The following is a 15661-nucleotide window of genomic DNA, read 5'->3' as shown; positions in this document are numbered from 1 at the left end:
TATTACCTCAAAAAATGGATATGTTTTTTGTAAAATAAAACAGTGCAAGAGTTGAAATAAAGTAAGCAGAGGTTAAAAGTAATTCTGTTGCCTTTACCGGCCTCTTAACCTCAAAAAGAGTCATTTTTCCGTCATAGCACCTGGAATTCATTGCCAGAAAGAGCTTGTCTCCCTGTTCCCAGGAACGGATGAAGAGAGTGCTTGCAAGCATTCCAAGAGAATTTATAGAACGCTTGAAGTTTGAGTACCCGAGTCTTACAGTCTGAGCATACCTTATGCAAAGAGCCATGTCAAGGAAAACAAAGATGTACCTGTATATAAGCATTGAAAGTTCTATAAGAGATTCCGGAAGCCTGGCAGCTTTGAGCACGGCAAAAAGTTCGATCATGGGGGTTGTCAGCGCGAGGAAATAAAGACAGCACATCCCACTTATTGATCTTGCAAGTACCAGCATGGCAAGCTCAAGTCCATCTGTTCTTACAGAGAGAGGATAACCGAGAAATTTGAATGACAACAATTCAGGCCCCGACCCGGAAAAGAAGACAATAATAATAATACCTGCAATAGCAAAGCCCAGAGGAGCCAGCAAGAGCTTGAAATAAGTTTTAAGAGGCGCCTTGCCAAAAGCCACTGTTGCAAAACTCATACACAATGCTATAAAAATAGGAGGAATAGGGGACGTGGCTGAAACTCCCGCGAGTAGGCCGAATAATACTATCGCCAATTTTAACCAGTTGTTTCGGTGCCTGAGGGGGCTCATTAGGGCATAATCGTCAAGGATATTGGTCATTAGGGGATCCTCTCAAATAAAAGTAAATCAAGTTGAGTTGAGTTTTGTTCTATATGATGGTTATTATATAATGGTTATGGTGATCAAGAAACCTGATTATTTAAACCTGCATCTCAGGGGATCTTATTGGGGATAAGCAACTAAAATATTCTTTTGTTTCCCATGTATTTTTTCCGAATTTTCATGTCCGCAATGACAGCTTTCCCCTGAGGCTGTAAGTGGATCTACATGAATAGTTGTTCCGGAAAGATTGGAAAAGTTCTCCAGAAGCTTTTCTCTTATCGCGTTAGCAATTTCATGCCCCTCTTCTATAGAAAGAGACGGGGAAACCGAAGCATTGATCTCTGCATGGAGTCGGTGCCCGATCCAGCGGACTCTAAGGTCAGTAACTTCATAAACGCCTTCAACACTCTCAGCAATATTCTTTACCTTATCAATGATTTCAGGTTCAACACCGTCAAGAAGGCGAGTAAACACGAGTTTGCTTGTGTCAAGGACTATTTTCAGGATTGTTACTGTGATTAGCATACCAATAAGAGGATCAATTATCGGGTATCCTAGCCAGACTCCTGCAGCTCCGATAAGGACTGCAAGGCTGGTAAATCCATCTACCCTGGCGTGGTAGCCGTCAGCAATAAGAGCTGCACTACCTATTTCTTTCCCGATCTTCATCCGGAACTGGGCCACAACCTCGTTTCCGATACAGCCTATAATTCCAGCAGCAACCACAGCCTGCAAATGATCTATAGGCTGCGGGTTAAATAAGCGATTTACAGATTCATATCCTGCTACAATCGCACTGAAAAGGATAAGGAAAACGATGATCACGCCTGCAAGATCCTCTACTCTACCATACCCGTAGGAGAAGCGTTTGCTTGGTTTTCTTCCAGCCAGGGAAAAAGCTATTGCAAGAGGAATTGCAGTCGATGCATCCCCGAAGTTATGGATGGTGTCGGCAAGAAGGGCAACACTGCCTGACATATAAACGATGATAATCTGCAGGACAGCTGTGATCATCAATCCTATAAATGACCATTTGACAACCCAGAGCCCTTTACTGGTAGCAATTACGGAAGGGTCAACAGTTCCATGTGTATGGCTGTGCTTGTGGGAGTGCGTATGGGCGTGAGTACTGGAGTGGTCATGAGAATTAACGTGAAAACTGGAGAGAAAATTGAAAAATCCTTTTTTGCGGATATTCTCATGGAACTGTTCGGAACCGTCCTCCTCTCTATTGGGATAAGGATTAGAATGCTTTTCAGACATAACTGACCTCATAAGTATTTTTATTATAGAGTATATCTTGAAGCCCATTTCATTCCTGATAATCAGAAATTTCCAGAATTGCTCTTTCATGACAAGAGACTCAATTGGTTACCGAAAGGACGAAATTCAAAGAGCAAATTTTGATCAACGGTATGAGCTCAATAAGAACACTTGGAGGCCGTTTTATAAATAGGTATTTATCTTTAGAAAATATTTTTTTATGCTGGGATTCATACGTTTTTTTGGAGAAATGTTATATAAAGGAGCTTTCCATCACGATCAGTTTGTAGCTAACCTTCCCGAAAGAAGCAAAAAATTAGATATTTATTACTGAAAATTAGAGATGGGATATTCCCGTGTATTGACAATAGTCATTGATACTGATTTTTCGTATGGACTGACGAACTCATATAATGCTTCAATCTTTTAGTGCAACGAAAAATTCGAATTTTCAATAAATATCAAAATCTCATTATTACAAATTCTCACAATATAATACAAATTTATGAGGAATTCAGACAATTAATTATCTAATGAAAACAAGTAATAATGAATTATTAAGTAGTATGATGATATCTGAAAAACATATACATGCAAAATAATAACTAAACGGAAGAACAGAGAATACAATTAAATTTGTGTTTTCCTGCCAAATTTTCATAAAATTTCCATTCCGACTCCCCTAAACAAAAACTTTTATATATAATCAATTTTTGCAGAAATCAGGACTGGGGAAAAAGAGTTTCAGAAATCTGTTTGGAAAACTATATGCAAATACTCCGCAGGAAAACTCAAAATTACAAAGGCAAAGATGTATCCATTGACCATCGGTTAAGAAACTTTCTTGCCTGAAAGCTATCGACTTTACATTAGAAGTCAGACTTAAATTTTAGCCTGTTTGCATGAAATCGATACCTTGTTCTATCTAACAATTTGTTAAAACATTAGATAAATGCTGTGAAACGGACGCAATTTATCACGATTCTTCACGTAACTGAAGATGGATGAAGCTGTATCTATTTGGAAACAAAAGACTTATTGAGCTGTGGAGTTGCGTATAATCACAATCCGCTTGAGGCAATTATTACATACGAGGTTTTGCCAAAGTTGACAAAATACGTTAAAAATTAAAATAGATTAAAAATGTTTGGTTTGTGTCCGGAAATTATTGATCAATTCCGAAAAAATAGTAAATCTCCCTAATTTGAGAAAAATAGAACTTCTTTTGCTTGCGGTTTTCAATAACTCAAGCCCATTAACTGAATATTAAAAACTGGAAGAGAAAAACTTTCCTTCTTAGAAGGAAGGAAAAAGAATATGGCAAAGAAAAATGTACAGAAGATGTTTTTAAAATGTACAGAAGATGTTTTTATAGAGATTGCTTTTCAGGTTCACTTCCGGTTTTGAACCCGATTTTTTTTTCATAGTTGTTCTTAGCCCTGTAATAACCAAAGAAGTATCCGAGAATTCCTGCACCTATGGCTGCTTGAAGACCGAAAAGGAGGCTTTCGATTTCCCCGCTTGGAGGCTCCCAAATAGGTTCTGCAATTGGTTTATAGGTCCCGCCAGTAATATCATTAATTGCGTTTTCGGCTTGCCCGTCAGCTCCTCCGTACTCAGCATCCGTAGTTGAAGACATATAAATGAACTGCGCCGCAAAGATCAGGAAAATGGCAAGTACTATAATTTCCAGCTTTCTGCTCATGCAGAAGTCCCCCTCAACTTTTTCACAACTTTATCTTCAATAATTTTCATTTCCACAAGGATGTCACTTTTGACATTAACAACATACTTGAAGAGCAAGGCACTTACGGCACCTTCCATGATTGCAAGGGGCACCTGAGTTACTGCAAAAATAGTCGCAAACTTAGTAAATGAAGCAAGGAATCCGCCGGAAGCTGCCGGAAAAGCCAGGGCAAGTTCTACAGAGGTAGTTACATAAGTAGCCCAGTCCCCAAAGGCTGCAGCGAGAAATACGACAAGATATAAATTAAGATTGGCTTTCATGCCTGCTTTATACACACAATAAGCCACAACAGGACCCACAATGCCCATAGAGAATACATTGGCTCCAAGGGTGGTCAGACCGCCATGTGCCAGGAAGAGAGCTTGATAGATAAGCACAATTGTTGAGAGAACTGCAGTAATAGCAGGCCCAAACATGATCGCACCTATGCCTGTTCCTGTAGGGTGAGAACAGCTTCCGGTAACCGAAGGCATTTTCAGTGAAGAAAGTACGAAAACAAATGCACCTGCGACGGCAAGCAAAGGTAAAATTTCACGTTTTTCTTTCACTAACTTATTTAGTTTGTAAACACCTAATGCAACAACTGGTATTGATATTGCAAACCAAACTATACACCAAATAGCAGGTAAAAATCCTTCCATTATATGCATTGGATCACCATTAAACAGTAAATATAATAATAGTCATTTAAACATGAAAAGTCACACAAGTAAATATTATTGAAGTTAAGACAAGTTAAATTGCGTTGTTTTATATATATAAGTTACGGTAATGGAAAAACAAGAGCGTGAACGCCCCTAAGATTAATTAAAATGTAAGAATGGTTTCAAGATGATAGAAAATTAGAGCAAAACAAGATAACTTGAATTAATAGTCATATACACTTAAAAAATATTTTTGCTTTTTTCAATTTATGCAACCAGGATCTGTTAGTCGTGTCCATGTTATTGCAAAATCATAGTGGTAATATTTATCACAATTTCCAAAAGAAAAGTTTGAATTCAGAAAATATGTAAATCTACTAAATTTATTCGTGTTCTGTTAACAGGTTCGGTTATCAAGTCGAGTATCAAGTCGAGTATTAAGTCGAGTAGCAAGTCGATTATCAAGTTGATTAGCAAGTCAACTAGCAAGTTGATTCGCAAGTAGAGTAGCAAGTCGAGTATCAAGTTGATTAGCAAGTCGATTAGCAAGTCAACTAGCAAGTCAATTAGCAAGTTGATTAGCAAGTCAATTCACATTTCGGTTAATAGGTCCAATGAACAGGTTCAATTAATAGCATTTTATGCCGTAATTTGCACTTTTCCTTTATAAGTTACCTTTCTGGATAACAACTATTACCTAAAATCTTAGTCTTTTATACAAGTAAACTAAAATTGAGCTGAAATTACGTAATAATTTACGTTACTGAGGTGAGTAACTTAAAATTTGTGAGATTATTTTTCTTTAAAATACCTTTTGATTAAGGATATTTGATGATGTTTTTCTTTGGAGTGATAAGTAAAGTTTACTTTATTTATCTGTGCACTATGCGATTTCTCGTTCTTATTGATCTGATTTTTCATGTCTGTTAATGAAGAATTTAAAAGTGAAAGAATAAGGGATTTCTTGCAAGTAGCGCGCAGTCTCAAGATTATTTAATAATATCCTCGCAGCGCGAAAAATCAATTATTTTTTGGAGTGAGGAAAAATCGATTATTTCTGGAGCAGGAATTATGAATGAACAATTGAATAAAGAAACGAACCTTTTGAACAAAAAAACTAAGGTTTCAATACTGGCATTTTTTATGCTTTTAACGTTGTTTTCGATTTCTCCGGCGGCTGGAAGCGGAGATCTTCAGTATGAACTCGTTGCCAGCACAACCAGCGATGCTGAAGGCAATTACCTGCTTTCCGACATTCCCGACGGAAACTATACGCTTGTAGCTCTTTACAACGAGGACAAATGGCGCCGTGCCGATGAACAAATTCAGGTTCAAAACGGAACGGACCTTATAGTGAATCTTGATACCTCAAGCAGGAATATCGATGAAAATGAGTCTCAGGCCCTTCTTGACCTGCCTGTCAGTGAGGCTGGTCTGTCTGGCAGTGCCAGAATCAGTGGACTCACCCGCCAGAAACAGATGAATGACGACCCTATCCCTCTGGGTTCCACAAACGTTCTTTTGTTAAAGGAAGCTGGAACAGAAACTCAGGATAATTCCAGTGAAACTCAGAGTAATTCCAGCCAGATTCAGGATAATTCCAGCGAAACTCAGAGTAATTCCAGCCAGATTCAGGATAATTCCAGCGAAACTCAGAGTAATTCCGGCAGCAGCCAGCACCTGAACATTGCCATTGTGACCGGATACAGGAGCCATGAGCTCCCACTCAAAAACCTGGCGGGAGAGATAAACAGTAACAACAGCCTGAACCTTACTCTTAGCTGTTTTATGGCTGACTACGTGATGGAAAATGACGTTGACCTGAGTACAATGGACATAATATACATCAACATGCTCAGTCCTTCGACGGCCCAGAAGCTCACACCGACTGTGGACAGTGCAATTGCCAACGGGTGTGTGGTTATTGATGACGATACCCTTCTGAATGAGAGCATCCCTCTTCCTGAAGACCAGATTGAAAGCTACAGGGAAAAACTGAACAACTACTGGCTTAATGGGGCTTACGACCAGGAAAACCTGAAAAATCTTATATTCTGCATCGCCAGTGACTGCTGTGGCAGGTCTGACCTGATATATGAGGATCCGCATACGCTTCCAGAAAGGGCGATATACCACACGAACATGACAGGTTACTTTACCGATTCTCTGGATACCTATCTTGCCTGGTATTCAAACAGAAGCGACGGAGGGCATGTATACGACCCTGCAAAGCCTACAATTGCAATTACCATGTACCAGAGCTATTTCCCCTTCCAGATTGAGCCAATTGATGCCCTGATCTCAAAACTGGAAGCAAAAGGCTACAATGTCATTGCCACATACGGATCTGATAATCTTTCCTCCGGCGACTTTTTCAAGCAGGGGGATGAGGTCCTTGTGGATGCAATTATTTCGTTTACGTACTTTGGCAACAAGTTTGATGCCGAAGAGCTCGATGTGCCTGTAATCAACGGCATTGTTGATAATTACATGAACAGGACCGAGTACGAAGCCAGCAGCAGGCCGCTTCCTTCGGATAAGATGATGAAGCTCGATTTGCAGGAACTCTGGGGAGCTATTGACCCGGTAATAATGGCTGCAACGGAAGTAGATTCCGAAACTGAGACTGAAACTTCGGTTTCCATAGATTACCAGGTAGACTGGCTCGTTGACCGTGTGGAGAGCTGGGTGAACCTCAGTGAAATTCCGGAGTCGGACAAAAAAGTTGCTATAATCTATTATAATCACGGAGGAGGGAAGGATAACATAGGGGCTTCTTATCTCGATGTCATTCCAAGTTTGTCCAACCTTCTTGGCGCTATGGCTAAAGACGGATATGCCCTGAATGAAAACCAGACCTTAAACGAAACTGAACTCCTGAATTTGATGCTTACCCAGGGTATAAACATAGGGACCTGGGCGCCTGGGGAACTCCAGAAAATGGTTGATACCGGCAAAGTCGTTCTCCTCCCAGAAAGTACCTATGAGAAATGGTTCTCGGAACTCCCTGAAGAGAGGCAGCAGGAGGTCATTGACCAGTGGGGCCCTGCACCTGGAAAGATTATGGTATGGGAAAACGAGACTGGAAAATACCTTGTGATTCCCAGGATCGAGGTCGGGAAGAATGTGATTCTGGCTCCACAGCCTTCAAGAGGCTGGCTTGATGATAACGAGGCTCTCTATCACGACAATGATTTACCTCCTCACCACCAGTACATTGCTTTCTACCTCTGGCTCCAGCATTCCGAGGAGGAAGGAGGGTTCAGCAGTGATGCCCTTGTTCACTTCGGCAGGCATGGGACTCAGGAATGGCTACCTGGAAAAGAGTTCGGGCTCTCTCGGTATGACTGGCCTTCCCTGATGATAGGTGATAAGCCCGTGATTTATCCTTATGTCATGGACGGGCTTGGGGAAGGAAATGAGGCAAAGCGCAGAGGAGGAGCAGTCATTGTTGATCATCTTGTACCCCCGATTATTTCAGCAGGGAGCTATGGAAATTATTCAAATCTGAGCGAAGCTATCCAGAACTATGAACAGGCCGAGGCAGACGCATCCCTTAAAGCGGCTCACAGGTCTGAAATTTTAAACCTGACTCAGTCTCTTTCCCTGGATGAAGAATTCAATATGACAGAGGCAGAAAACAACGAGACTTACTTTAATACAACTTTCCTGGAGGGGCTTGAAGATCTTCTGGACGAGTATAAGAGTCAGTCCATGCCTTACGGGCTGCATGTCCTTGGTACAAGCCCGAAAGGAGAGCAGCTTGCAGGTATGGTAAATTCAATGCTTGGAGCTGACTTTGCTGATTCGGTTAATGAATTCAATAAAACCGAAGGGTCCCAGCTTTATCTGCTTGACCTTGTCCTTAATCACGGAGTAAATTCCACAGCCGCTCAGAAGAAGGTACTCGGGAAAAACAATGAAACTGTCGGTACTTTCCTTTCCAGTGCAAAAGAATATGCTGCAAACCTGTCTCTCGGGGAAGAGGAAATCGATCAGGTCCTCAATGCCTTGGACGGCAAGTTTATCCCCGGAAACCTCGGAGGCGACCCTGTTCGAAATCCTGAAACTCTGCCTTCTGGAAGAAACTTCTATGCTTTTGACCAGAGGATAGTGCCGACAGAAGCTGCCTGGACTTTAGGGCAGGAGATGGCTGACCAGATGCTTGAAGCTTATGTTGCCGAGCACGGAACTTATCCGAAAAAGGTGGCGTATGTCCTCTGGGCAGGGGAAACAACAAGGCATGAGGGAGTTATGGAATCTGAGATCCTCTACCTGCTCGGGGTCAAGCCTGTATGGAACAGCGGCAGAGTAGTTGATGTGGAGGCTATTCCCATGGAGACTCTGGGCAGGCCAAGAATTGATGTGGTAGTGCAGATCTCCGGACTCTACAGGGACATGTACCCTGACAAGGTCCGCCTGCTGGACAAGGCCGTAAAACTGGCTTATGCCCAGGAAGACTCTCCCAATTATGTCAGGGAAAATGCTGATGCACTGAAATCTTCTTTGACGAGTGACGGTTCTCTTAATGAAAGTGAAGCTCTGGACCTTGCCCTGCTCAGGATTTTCGGGTCTTCGGACGGCGCCTACGGCACAGGCCTTCCCAATGCGATCTCTTCAAGTGATACCTGGGAAAGCAACGACGCGCTTGCAGAGCTTTACATCAACAAGATGTGCAACGCCTATGGAGAAGACGTATGGGGCGAAGACCTGAAGGAGCTTTTCGAAAAGAACCTTGAAGGGGTTGAAGCTACAGTGCACAGCCGGAGCACAAACCTCTACGGGACTCTGGACAATGATGATTTCTTCCAGTACCTGGGAGGACTGAATCTTGCGATCAGTTCCGTTTCGGGGGGAGAGTACCCTGATTCATATATCACGAACATGCTGACAAACGGGGACGAGAAAACCGAAACCCTGGAAAAGTTTCTTACGAGGGAAACCTACTCCAGATATTTCAATTCAAAGTGGATTGAAGGTATGCAGGGAAGCGGTTATGCAGGAGCCAGGGAAATGTCGGATTTCGTTGAGAACTTATGGGGCTGGGAAGCTACGAACCCGGATTTGATCAGTGATGACATGTGGAACCAGGTGTATAAGACATACGTGGCGGACCAGGAACTAAGCGACTGGATTAAGCAGAATAATCCTTATGCTTACCAGTCCATGACAGCCCGGATGCTGGAGACCGCCCGCAAAGGCAACTGGGATGCCTCTGATGAGGTACTCGAAAGCCTTGCTACGGAATATGAAGACTCCGTAGTCGAAGATGGAGTTACCTGCTGCCATCATACATGCGGAAATCCCCTTCTCAACAGCTATGTATCAGGCATGGTCTCGGTCCCAGGTTTTAGCGAAGCAATAGAAAATGCTACGCAGGAATCCCTTGAACAGGAAGAAACTGAAAAACAAAGCAGCAGTGGTGAAAAACACAGTAGTAGTGGCAATAAAGGAAGTTCAACGCCTGTAATTCGGAGTACGGAGAGCAACAATCAGACTGTTGTAGAGAGCGATGCAGGATATGGAATCGATTCTCCCGAACCTGCACCCGAGGTCTCGAAATCAACTGCTGACCCGGATTATGTTGAAGGCTATGAGATGCAGAAAGATTCCGCAGACGAGCCAGAGGATAATGGTTTCTCATTCTCGGGTTCTGATATTTTTGGAATGCTCTTCGTGGTAGCAGCCATTGGTGGAATCTATTTCGGGTTCTATAAAAAGAAAATGTAAAAATATATAGGAAGAATATTGAAAGAGTATTTGAAGAATGTTGAAAGAGTATTTGAAGAATATTGAAAGAGTATTTGAAGAATATTGAAAGAAGAGAGCTTTCTTTTGATGCTCTTTTCTTTTATATTACAGTACTCAAAAATTTGACTTTGAATTTATTGAAAGATTGGCACGCTATTTAGTCATCAAATTCAAAATCAAGGGATACTCATTTTGTAGTCATAATCTGCATCATATTTTCTGTAGTCAGAAGTAAGCTCTTCGCCTGATTGTATATCTCTTGCAGCGAAAGTTATTCCTTCGTTCTCTTCTATGGGAGATTCATCTATGCAGTTAGGGTCATCGGAGTGATTAAAATAACGAGCATCATCAAGACATAGAATGTATTTATCTGTATCCGGATTAAGATATGCGTATTTCAAAAAACAGTCTTTCGTTATCTCCGACAGTTTAGCAAGTTCATTTTTATCAATTTTGATATCATATCCAGAGTGAAATTTCCATATTACAGTTCCTTTTGGAATAAATTGATTAGCGAAAAGACCAATACCGTTTATCTTACTTGGCCCGATTTTTGTTTTTATTAACAGCATAAAGAAAAATGTGAATTTAAATATTTGAGTATTTCGATAATAATGGCAGCATTATAAAAACCAAGGCATGTTTCTTAATACCGGACTTGCCTAGTTTAATGTCTAATGATGCTCTTTTCATTTCCGCTTTTATGAAATTCAGGTATACTTTGACCTATTTGACCTTGATTTGATCTTAATTTGACCTTAATTTGACCTCAATTATTTAACGTTATATCCGAAATGCTTGAGATCTTCTTCTAAAATCAAATGCTTTTTACTGTCGTCTTCGGTGATTAGACGAACCGGACGGCAAGGGTTGCCAAAAGCAAGATGGTTATCCGGAATATCTTTTGTTACGACGCTACCGGCACCGATTACCACATTGTTTCCTATATGTACGCCGCCCAGTACAACAACATTACATGCGATCCACACGTTGTTGCCGATATGGATTTCTTCGGCGTATTCGGCCATTATCGTGTTCCCGTTTTCGTCTGTTCCCATACGTTCCCGGGCAATCAGGGGATGAGAAGTGGCCATTAACGAAACATTCGGCCCGAAGCATACATTGTCGCCAATATAAATACGTGCGTCATCCATCACCATCAGATTGAAATTCGCAACAAAGTTTTCTCCAATAAAGGTGTGACAGCCGTAATTGAACTGAATAGGTCCCTGAAAATAATATTTCTTGCCGATGCCGCCAATAAATTCCCTGATAATTGGCAAACGTTCGGGATCATATTCGTCCATTGCATTGTATCTTTGACATGCAGTGTGCGCCTTATGCTTGATGTCTCTCAGTTCTTTATTGCGCGAATCAAACATTTTGCCCGAAAATATCTTTTCTTCTTCTCTCATCTGAGAGTTTCCTCCATCCTTCAAATACTGAGTTTTGAGATTGTAACTTCGATCGAGAAATCACAAAATTTCCATTTATCTGTGTGTTATATAAATAATAAATGTGAAGTCAGAAAATACTATTTTACCAGTTGAATTTGTTAATATTATTTAGGGTCTTTTATTCCTAACTCTGAGTCTTTTATTCCTAACTCTTATAGTATAACCATCTGGAAACATCAATATATGGAGACGGAAGCATGTTGGAAAGCAGAATTATAGCCGCAAAATCCGATGACAATTATATAGAAAACACACACTTTGAAGGCGAGACGCTTTCGGACGTCGATATCGCAAAGATAGAATTCGAGTCGGTACAGTTTATACAATGCCAGTTCAAAAATTGTGATTTTTCAAAAACCCTCTTTTACAATTCGGTGTTTGATAACTGCAATTTTGCGAATTGCAGATTTATGGACAGCTACTGGAAAGGCTCCAAAATGTTAAAGTGCAAGGGCGATGGCGGTAACTTCAGCAAGAGCTGCATGAAAGAAACCTTTTTAACGGACGATTCCTTTCGATATGCGGATTTTTCAAGTTCTGTACTGGAAAACTGCACCATTCGTGACTGCAATTTCACGGAAGCCTTCTTATCCGAGATTCGGCTAAAGAAGCCCAGGCTGAAAGCGGTTAATTTCACAGGAGCAGATTTCTTTAAAGCCTTACTCAAAGACATTGATTTAACGGATTGTATCATTGACGGGATTGCAGTATCCGATACATGCAAGGAACTCAGAGGGGCTATAGTCAATGCAGAGCAAGCAATAGAACTTGCGCGGATTCTGGGAATCAAAATTGTGTAAACTAATTGTATCTTAGCGGGTACTGTATACAGAACTAAACAAAGTAGATCTGAAAATTGTTTATGGCAAAATCGTGTCTTCCTTATGCTTTTAGTTTTGCTTCTGCATTCTATGCTTTTTTTGCTCTAACTAATTTTCTTAATCGGTGATAACTCTTAATTCCTATTGGAGATGGAATGATCGAGTTCAGTTAATCTTCAATAAAAATTGGTTAAAATCAAAAGATAAATTTAGGAAGACGTGTTTAAGGTTAATCGTTAAGTTTTGAGATCGGTGATTGAATGAGTACTGAAAGTCTTCGGACTTATAATAAAATTGAACCGTCTTCATATTCTATAAAAGATAGAATAATCCAAATTCTCGCACTCTCTGTATTATTACTATGGTTTGCAGTATATGAGATCGAAATAATCGACTTTAATGAATACGATGAAGGTTCATTAATAAAAGCGGCATTATTTTTAGCTTCATTTTTCTTTATAGTTTCAATTCTTCAAGGCATATGGACGTGTTATAAAATAAAAAGTGCTTATCCATATAATTATTCAAAGGAGATGATGAATACAGTTAAGTGGATTATATTAGGACTTTTTATTCTCATGATATTAATTCCACGTATGTTTTTCCCAGAACTTGACCGCCTCTTTGATGTATACTTAATTGCATTGACATATGCAGGAAAACAATTAATAGGAAAGATTTCAAAAAATCTGGAGTAAATACTGGTTTAACTTGAGATAACTTGAGAGTAAAGAACGGCTTATTTAAGCTTCTGTATTTGATTATAAGAAGCTTCACACAATCTGTTTCAGTTCATAAACGCTTCCCGTTTGTGCTTATTTTATTAAGTTTTAGATATTTAACCTGATGGCAATCAATGAAAACGATTACATTCCTATTGTATATGGAATAATCGAGTTCAGTAAATCTTCAGGAAAAATTGGTTAAAATCAAAAGATAAATTTAGGAAGACATGTTTAAGGTTAATCGTTAAGTTTTGAGATAGGTGATTAATTGGATACTGAAAGTCTTCAGAATTATAATAAAATTGAACCATCATCATGCTCTATAAAAGGTATTATAATACAAATTATCTGGTTATCTTTATTACTACTGTTTGTTGCAGTATACATAATCAAAACAATCAATTTTAACGAATATTCAGACGGTTCATCACTTGGTATAGATTTATTAATAAAAGTACTATTATTTCTAGCCAGTATTTCCTTTACATTGTCTATTATTGTAGGAATGTGGATGCACAATAAAACAAAAAATATAGATTCCAATAATCAGTCAAAGTGGCCAATTAGATTAGTTAAATGGTTTACATTAGGATTACTTGTTCTCATGATGTCAATTTCACTTATATTCTTCCCAGAATCCAACACAATCTTTGAAACCTAGCTTCGGCAGGTAAACATATAATTTAATATAATTAATTTTCCTATCTCTTTTCTTGATCTTCCATGGCAGATAAAAACAACAGTAGAAGAGTTGAATCCTCAATAAAACGTACAAGCTTCTTAGGTCACCTTGGTCTCATTGCTGGAGTTTTCCGAGAGCTTGAAGTTGACAAATTGATCGATGAGAAACTTCCTAAAGAACGAGATCACAAAGTTCCTCACTCCGTTTGTATCCTTGCCATGGTACTCAATGGTCTTGGTTTCATAGGGCAACGTCTGTATCTTTTTCCTGATTATTTCAGGACTATTTCTATAGGAAGACTTTTTGGAGACAGCGTCACACGAGAAGACCTGAATCAATATGCTATTGGAGAAACTCTTGACAGAATCGTAAAGTATGGTCCTACAAAACTGTTTACTGAAATCACTCTTCACATTATGGCTCGTCTACCTATTCCTGTCCATTGTTTACACGCTGACACTACAAGTGTCAGCGTTTATGGCGATTATGAAGATGAAGAAACTGAGTCTATTGATATTACTTTCGGAATTCCCAAAAACGGAAGATGGGACCTCAAACAATTTGTTTTGAGTTTGATTGTTAATCAGCATGGGATACCACTTTTCATGAACACCCATTCAGGAAATGCTTCAGACAAAAGCACAATTCTGGAAGCAATCAAGTCTCTCAAATCAGCTTTAAACCCTGAAAGCAAAGTGTACTATGTAGCTGATAGTTCTTTTTACACTGACAATAATATCAAGAACATAGGAAAGTCATTCTGGATCAGTCGTGTTCCTGCAACAATTAATGAGGCAAAGGAACTGCTAAATGCAAATCTAAACCTGAAAACGTTGAAAAGCGACGCGAGATACTTATTTTATCAAACCTTTGTGGAATATGGTGGAGTTAAACAAAAGTGGGTTTTGTTACTCTCCCATAAAATGAAAGAAAAAAAAGAGGTGACTCTCAGAAGAAAGCTTGAAAAAGAGCTTGAAAAAGCAGAAAAGTCGCTTAAAAAACTGGCAGGAGATGACTTTTTCTGTGAAGAAGATGCATTAAAAGCAGCAGAAAAATGGATTGCAGATTTCCCTTCTGTTCTTTTTGAAAAAGTAGATTTGAAAACCATTAAAAAACGGGAACCAGGTAAAAGAGGCAGAATTTCTAAAGATGAAAAATTGAAGACATGTTACAGGATTGATGGAATTATAAAGGTTAATGATGCTTTTGTTTTAAAAGAAATGGAAAAAATGGGACTTTTCATTCTTGCAAGTAATGATATCCGTCTTTCTCCTGAAGAGATGCTGAAGTATTACAAAGGACAGGATAAAGTAGAAAAAGGATTCAGATTTTTGAAAAGTGATACCTTTAGCATATCGAAGGTGTATCTCAAGAATAAATCAAGAATTGAAGCGTTGACAATGATAATGGTTCTCTGCTTAATGATTTATGCAATTGCAGAATGGAAATTAAGGACAAAGTTAGAAGAAGAAAATGAAACGGTTCCAGATCAAAAAGGGAAACCAACAAAAAAACCAACAATGAGATGGATATTTTTCAAGTTTCAGGGAATTACAGAACTTATAACGCAGAAAAAAGGGAAAGCAAAGTCAGAAATACTGAATATGGAAGAAATTCACTGGAAAATATTGAGGCTCATGGGGGAGGAATATGAAAATATATATCTCTAGTTGCGTTAACCTGCCGAAGCTAGGTTTGAAATATCCTTAATTGTGTTGCTGCTTACAGTAAAATATGTAAGAGACACTCTGCTAAAAAAAATGGGTGCTGAACTCGAA

General features: G+C 39.5%; 11 protein-coding genes. 5 read left to right on the top strand and 6 right to left on the bottom strand.

Features of this window, described 5'->3' with window-relative positions; translation table 11 throughout:
• Positions 1-7: 7 nt before the first annotated feature.
• The 4 genes from cbiQ to MSKOL_RS06275 all read right to left on the bottom strand — a co-directional run bounded on the left by cbiQ (position 8) and on the right by MSKOL_RS06275 (position 4453).
• A complete protein-coding gene (gene cbiQ / locus MSKOL_RS06290) occupies positions 8-790 on the bottom strand; it encodes a cobalt ECF transporter T component CbiQ (RefSeq protein WP_048154458.1) in 783 nt (260 codons plus the stop codon).
• Positions 791-913: 123 nt separating this feature from the next.
• On the bottom strand, positions 914-2056 hold the full coding sequence (locus MSKOL_RS06285; RefSeq protein WP_048158193.1) for a cation diffusion facilitator family transporter: 1143 nt from the start codon (positions 2054-2056) through the stop codon (positions 914-916).
• A gap of 1369 nt (positions 2057-3425) precedes the next feature.
• Positions 3426-3761, bottom strand: a complete 336-nt coding sequence (locus MSKOL_RS06280; protein ID WP_048119528.1) for an energy-coupling factor ABC transporter substrate-binding protein — start codon at positions 3759-3761, stop codon at positions 3426-3428.
• Positions 3758-4453, bottom strand: a complete 696-nt coding sequence (locus MSKOL_RS06275; protein WP_048119525.1) for an energy-coupling factor ABC transporter permease — start codon at positions 4451-4453, stop codon at positions 3758-3760. Before MSKOL_RS06275 ends, MSKOL_RS06280 begins: the two co-directional genes overlap by 4 nt.
• Before the next feature lie 1065 nt (positions 4454-5518).
• On the opposite strand from MSKOL_RS06275, the gene cobN reads away from it, so the two are divergent.
• Positions 5519-10177, top strand: coding sequence for a cobaltochelatase subunit CobN (gene cobN / locus MSKOL_RS06270; protein ID WP_048154454.1), 4659 nt, complete (start codon positions 5519-5521; stop codon positions 10175-10177).
• A 197-nt stretch (positions 10178-10374) separates the two neighbouring features.
• Here the strand turns inward: cobN and MSKOL_RS06265 are convergent, their stop codons facing one another.
• Positions 10375-10770 carry an SET domain-containing protein gene (locus MSKOL_RS06265; protein ID WP_048119519.1) on the bottom strand — a complete coding sequence of 132 codons (396 nt, stop codon included), beginning with the start codon at positions 10768-10770 and terminating at the stop codon, positions 10375-10377.
• 201 nt (positions 10771-10971) lie between these two features.
• Positions 10972-11613, bottom strand: a complete 642-nt coding sequence (locus MSKOL_RS06260; RefSeq protein WP_048154450.1) for a sugar O-acetyltransferase — start codon at positions 11611-11613, stop codon at positions 10972-10974.
• Positions 11614-11852: 239 nt separating this feature from the next.
• On the opposite strand from MSKOL_RS06260, the gene MSKOL_RS06255 reads away from it, so the two are divergent.
• The 4 genes from MSKOL_RS06255 (at position 11853) to MSKOL_RS06240 (ending at position 15553) form a co-directional block, all read left to right on the top strand.
• Entirely contained in the window at positions 11853-12455 is a 603-nt protein-coding gene (locus MSKOL_RS06255) for a pentapeptide repeat-containing protein (protein ID WP_048154448.1), read from the top strand.
• 281 nt (positions 12456-12736) lie between these two features.
• A complete protein-coding gene (locus MSKOL_RS06250) occupies positions 12737-13174 on the top strand; it encodes a hypothetical protein (RefSeq protein ID WP_048154445.1) in 438 nt (145 codons plus the stop codon).
• A 295-nt stretch (positions 13175-13469) separates the two neighbouring features.
• Positions 13470-13862: a hypothetical protein gene (locus MSKOL_RS06245; protein ID WP_048154441.1), complete on the top strand. Its 393-nt coding sequence runs from the start codon at positions 13470-13472 to the stop codon at positions 13860-13862.
• A gap of 62 nt (positions 13863-13924) precedes the next feature.
• The gene (locus tag MSKOL_RS06240; protein ID WP_048154436.1) at positions 13925-15553 is read left to right on the top strand and encodes an IS1634 family transposase; all 1629 of its coding nucleotides are present in this window, start codon (positions 13925-13927) and stop codon (positions 15551-15553) included.
• The last annotated feature ends 108 nt before the right edge of the window (positions 15554-15661 follow it).

The organism is Methanosarcina sp. Kolksee (assembly GCF_000969945.1).
GTDB lineage: Archaea > Halobacteriota > Methanosarcinia > Methanosarcinales > Methanosarcinaceae > Methanosarcina > Methanosarcina vacuolata.
The sequence above is the reverse complement of the archived record's forward strand: the minus strand, read 5'-3'. Positions and strand labels throughout refer to the sequence as shown.

Bases quoted from the DNA above. Each gene is read 5' to 3' on its own strand.
- MSKOL_RS06265 (WP_048119519.1), bottom strand. From the start codon at position 10,770: ATGCTGTTAATAAAAACAAAAATCGGGCCAAGTAAGATAAACGGTATT.
- MSKOL_RS06260 (WP_048154450.1), bottom strand. From the start codon at position 11,613: ATGAGAGAAGAAGAAAAGATATTTTCGGGCAAAATGTTTGATTCGCGC.
- MSKOL_RS06255 (WP_048154448.1), top strand. From the start codon at position 11,853: ATGTTGGAAAGCAGAATTATAGCCGCAAAATCCGATGACAATTATATA.
- MSKOL_RS06250 (WP_048154445.1), top strand. From the start codon at position 12,737: ATGAGTACTGAAAGTCTTCGGACTTATAATAAAATTGAACCGTCTTCA.
- cbiQ (WP_048154458.1), bottom strand. From the start codon at position 790: ATGACCAATATCCTTGACGATTATGCCCTAATGAGCCCCCTCAGGCAC.
- MSKOL_RS06240 (WP_048154436.1), top strand. From the start codon at position 13,925: ATGGCAGATAAAAACAACAGTAGAAGAGTTGAATCCTCAATAAAACGT.
- cobN (WP_048154454.1), top strand. From the start codon at position 5,519: ATGAATGAACAATTGAATAAAGAAACGAACCTTTTGAACAAAAAAACT.
- MSKOL_RS06275 (WP_048119525.1), bottom strand. From the start codon at position 4,453: ATGCATATAATGGAAGGATTTTTACCTGCTATTTGGTGTATAGTTTGG.
- MSKOL_RS06280 (WP_048119528.1), bottom strand. From the start codon at position 3,761: ATGAGCAGAAAGCTGGAAATTATAGTACTTGCCATTTTCCTGATCTTT.
- MSKOL_RS06285 (WP_048158193.1), bottom strand. From the start codon at position 2,056: ATGTCTGAAAAGCATTCTAATCCTTATCCCAATAGAGAGGAGGACGGT.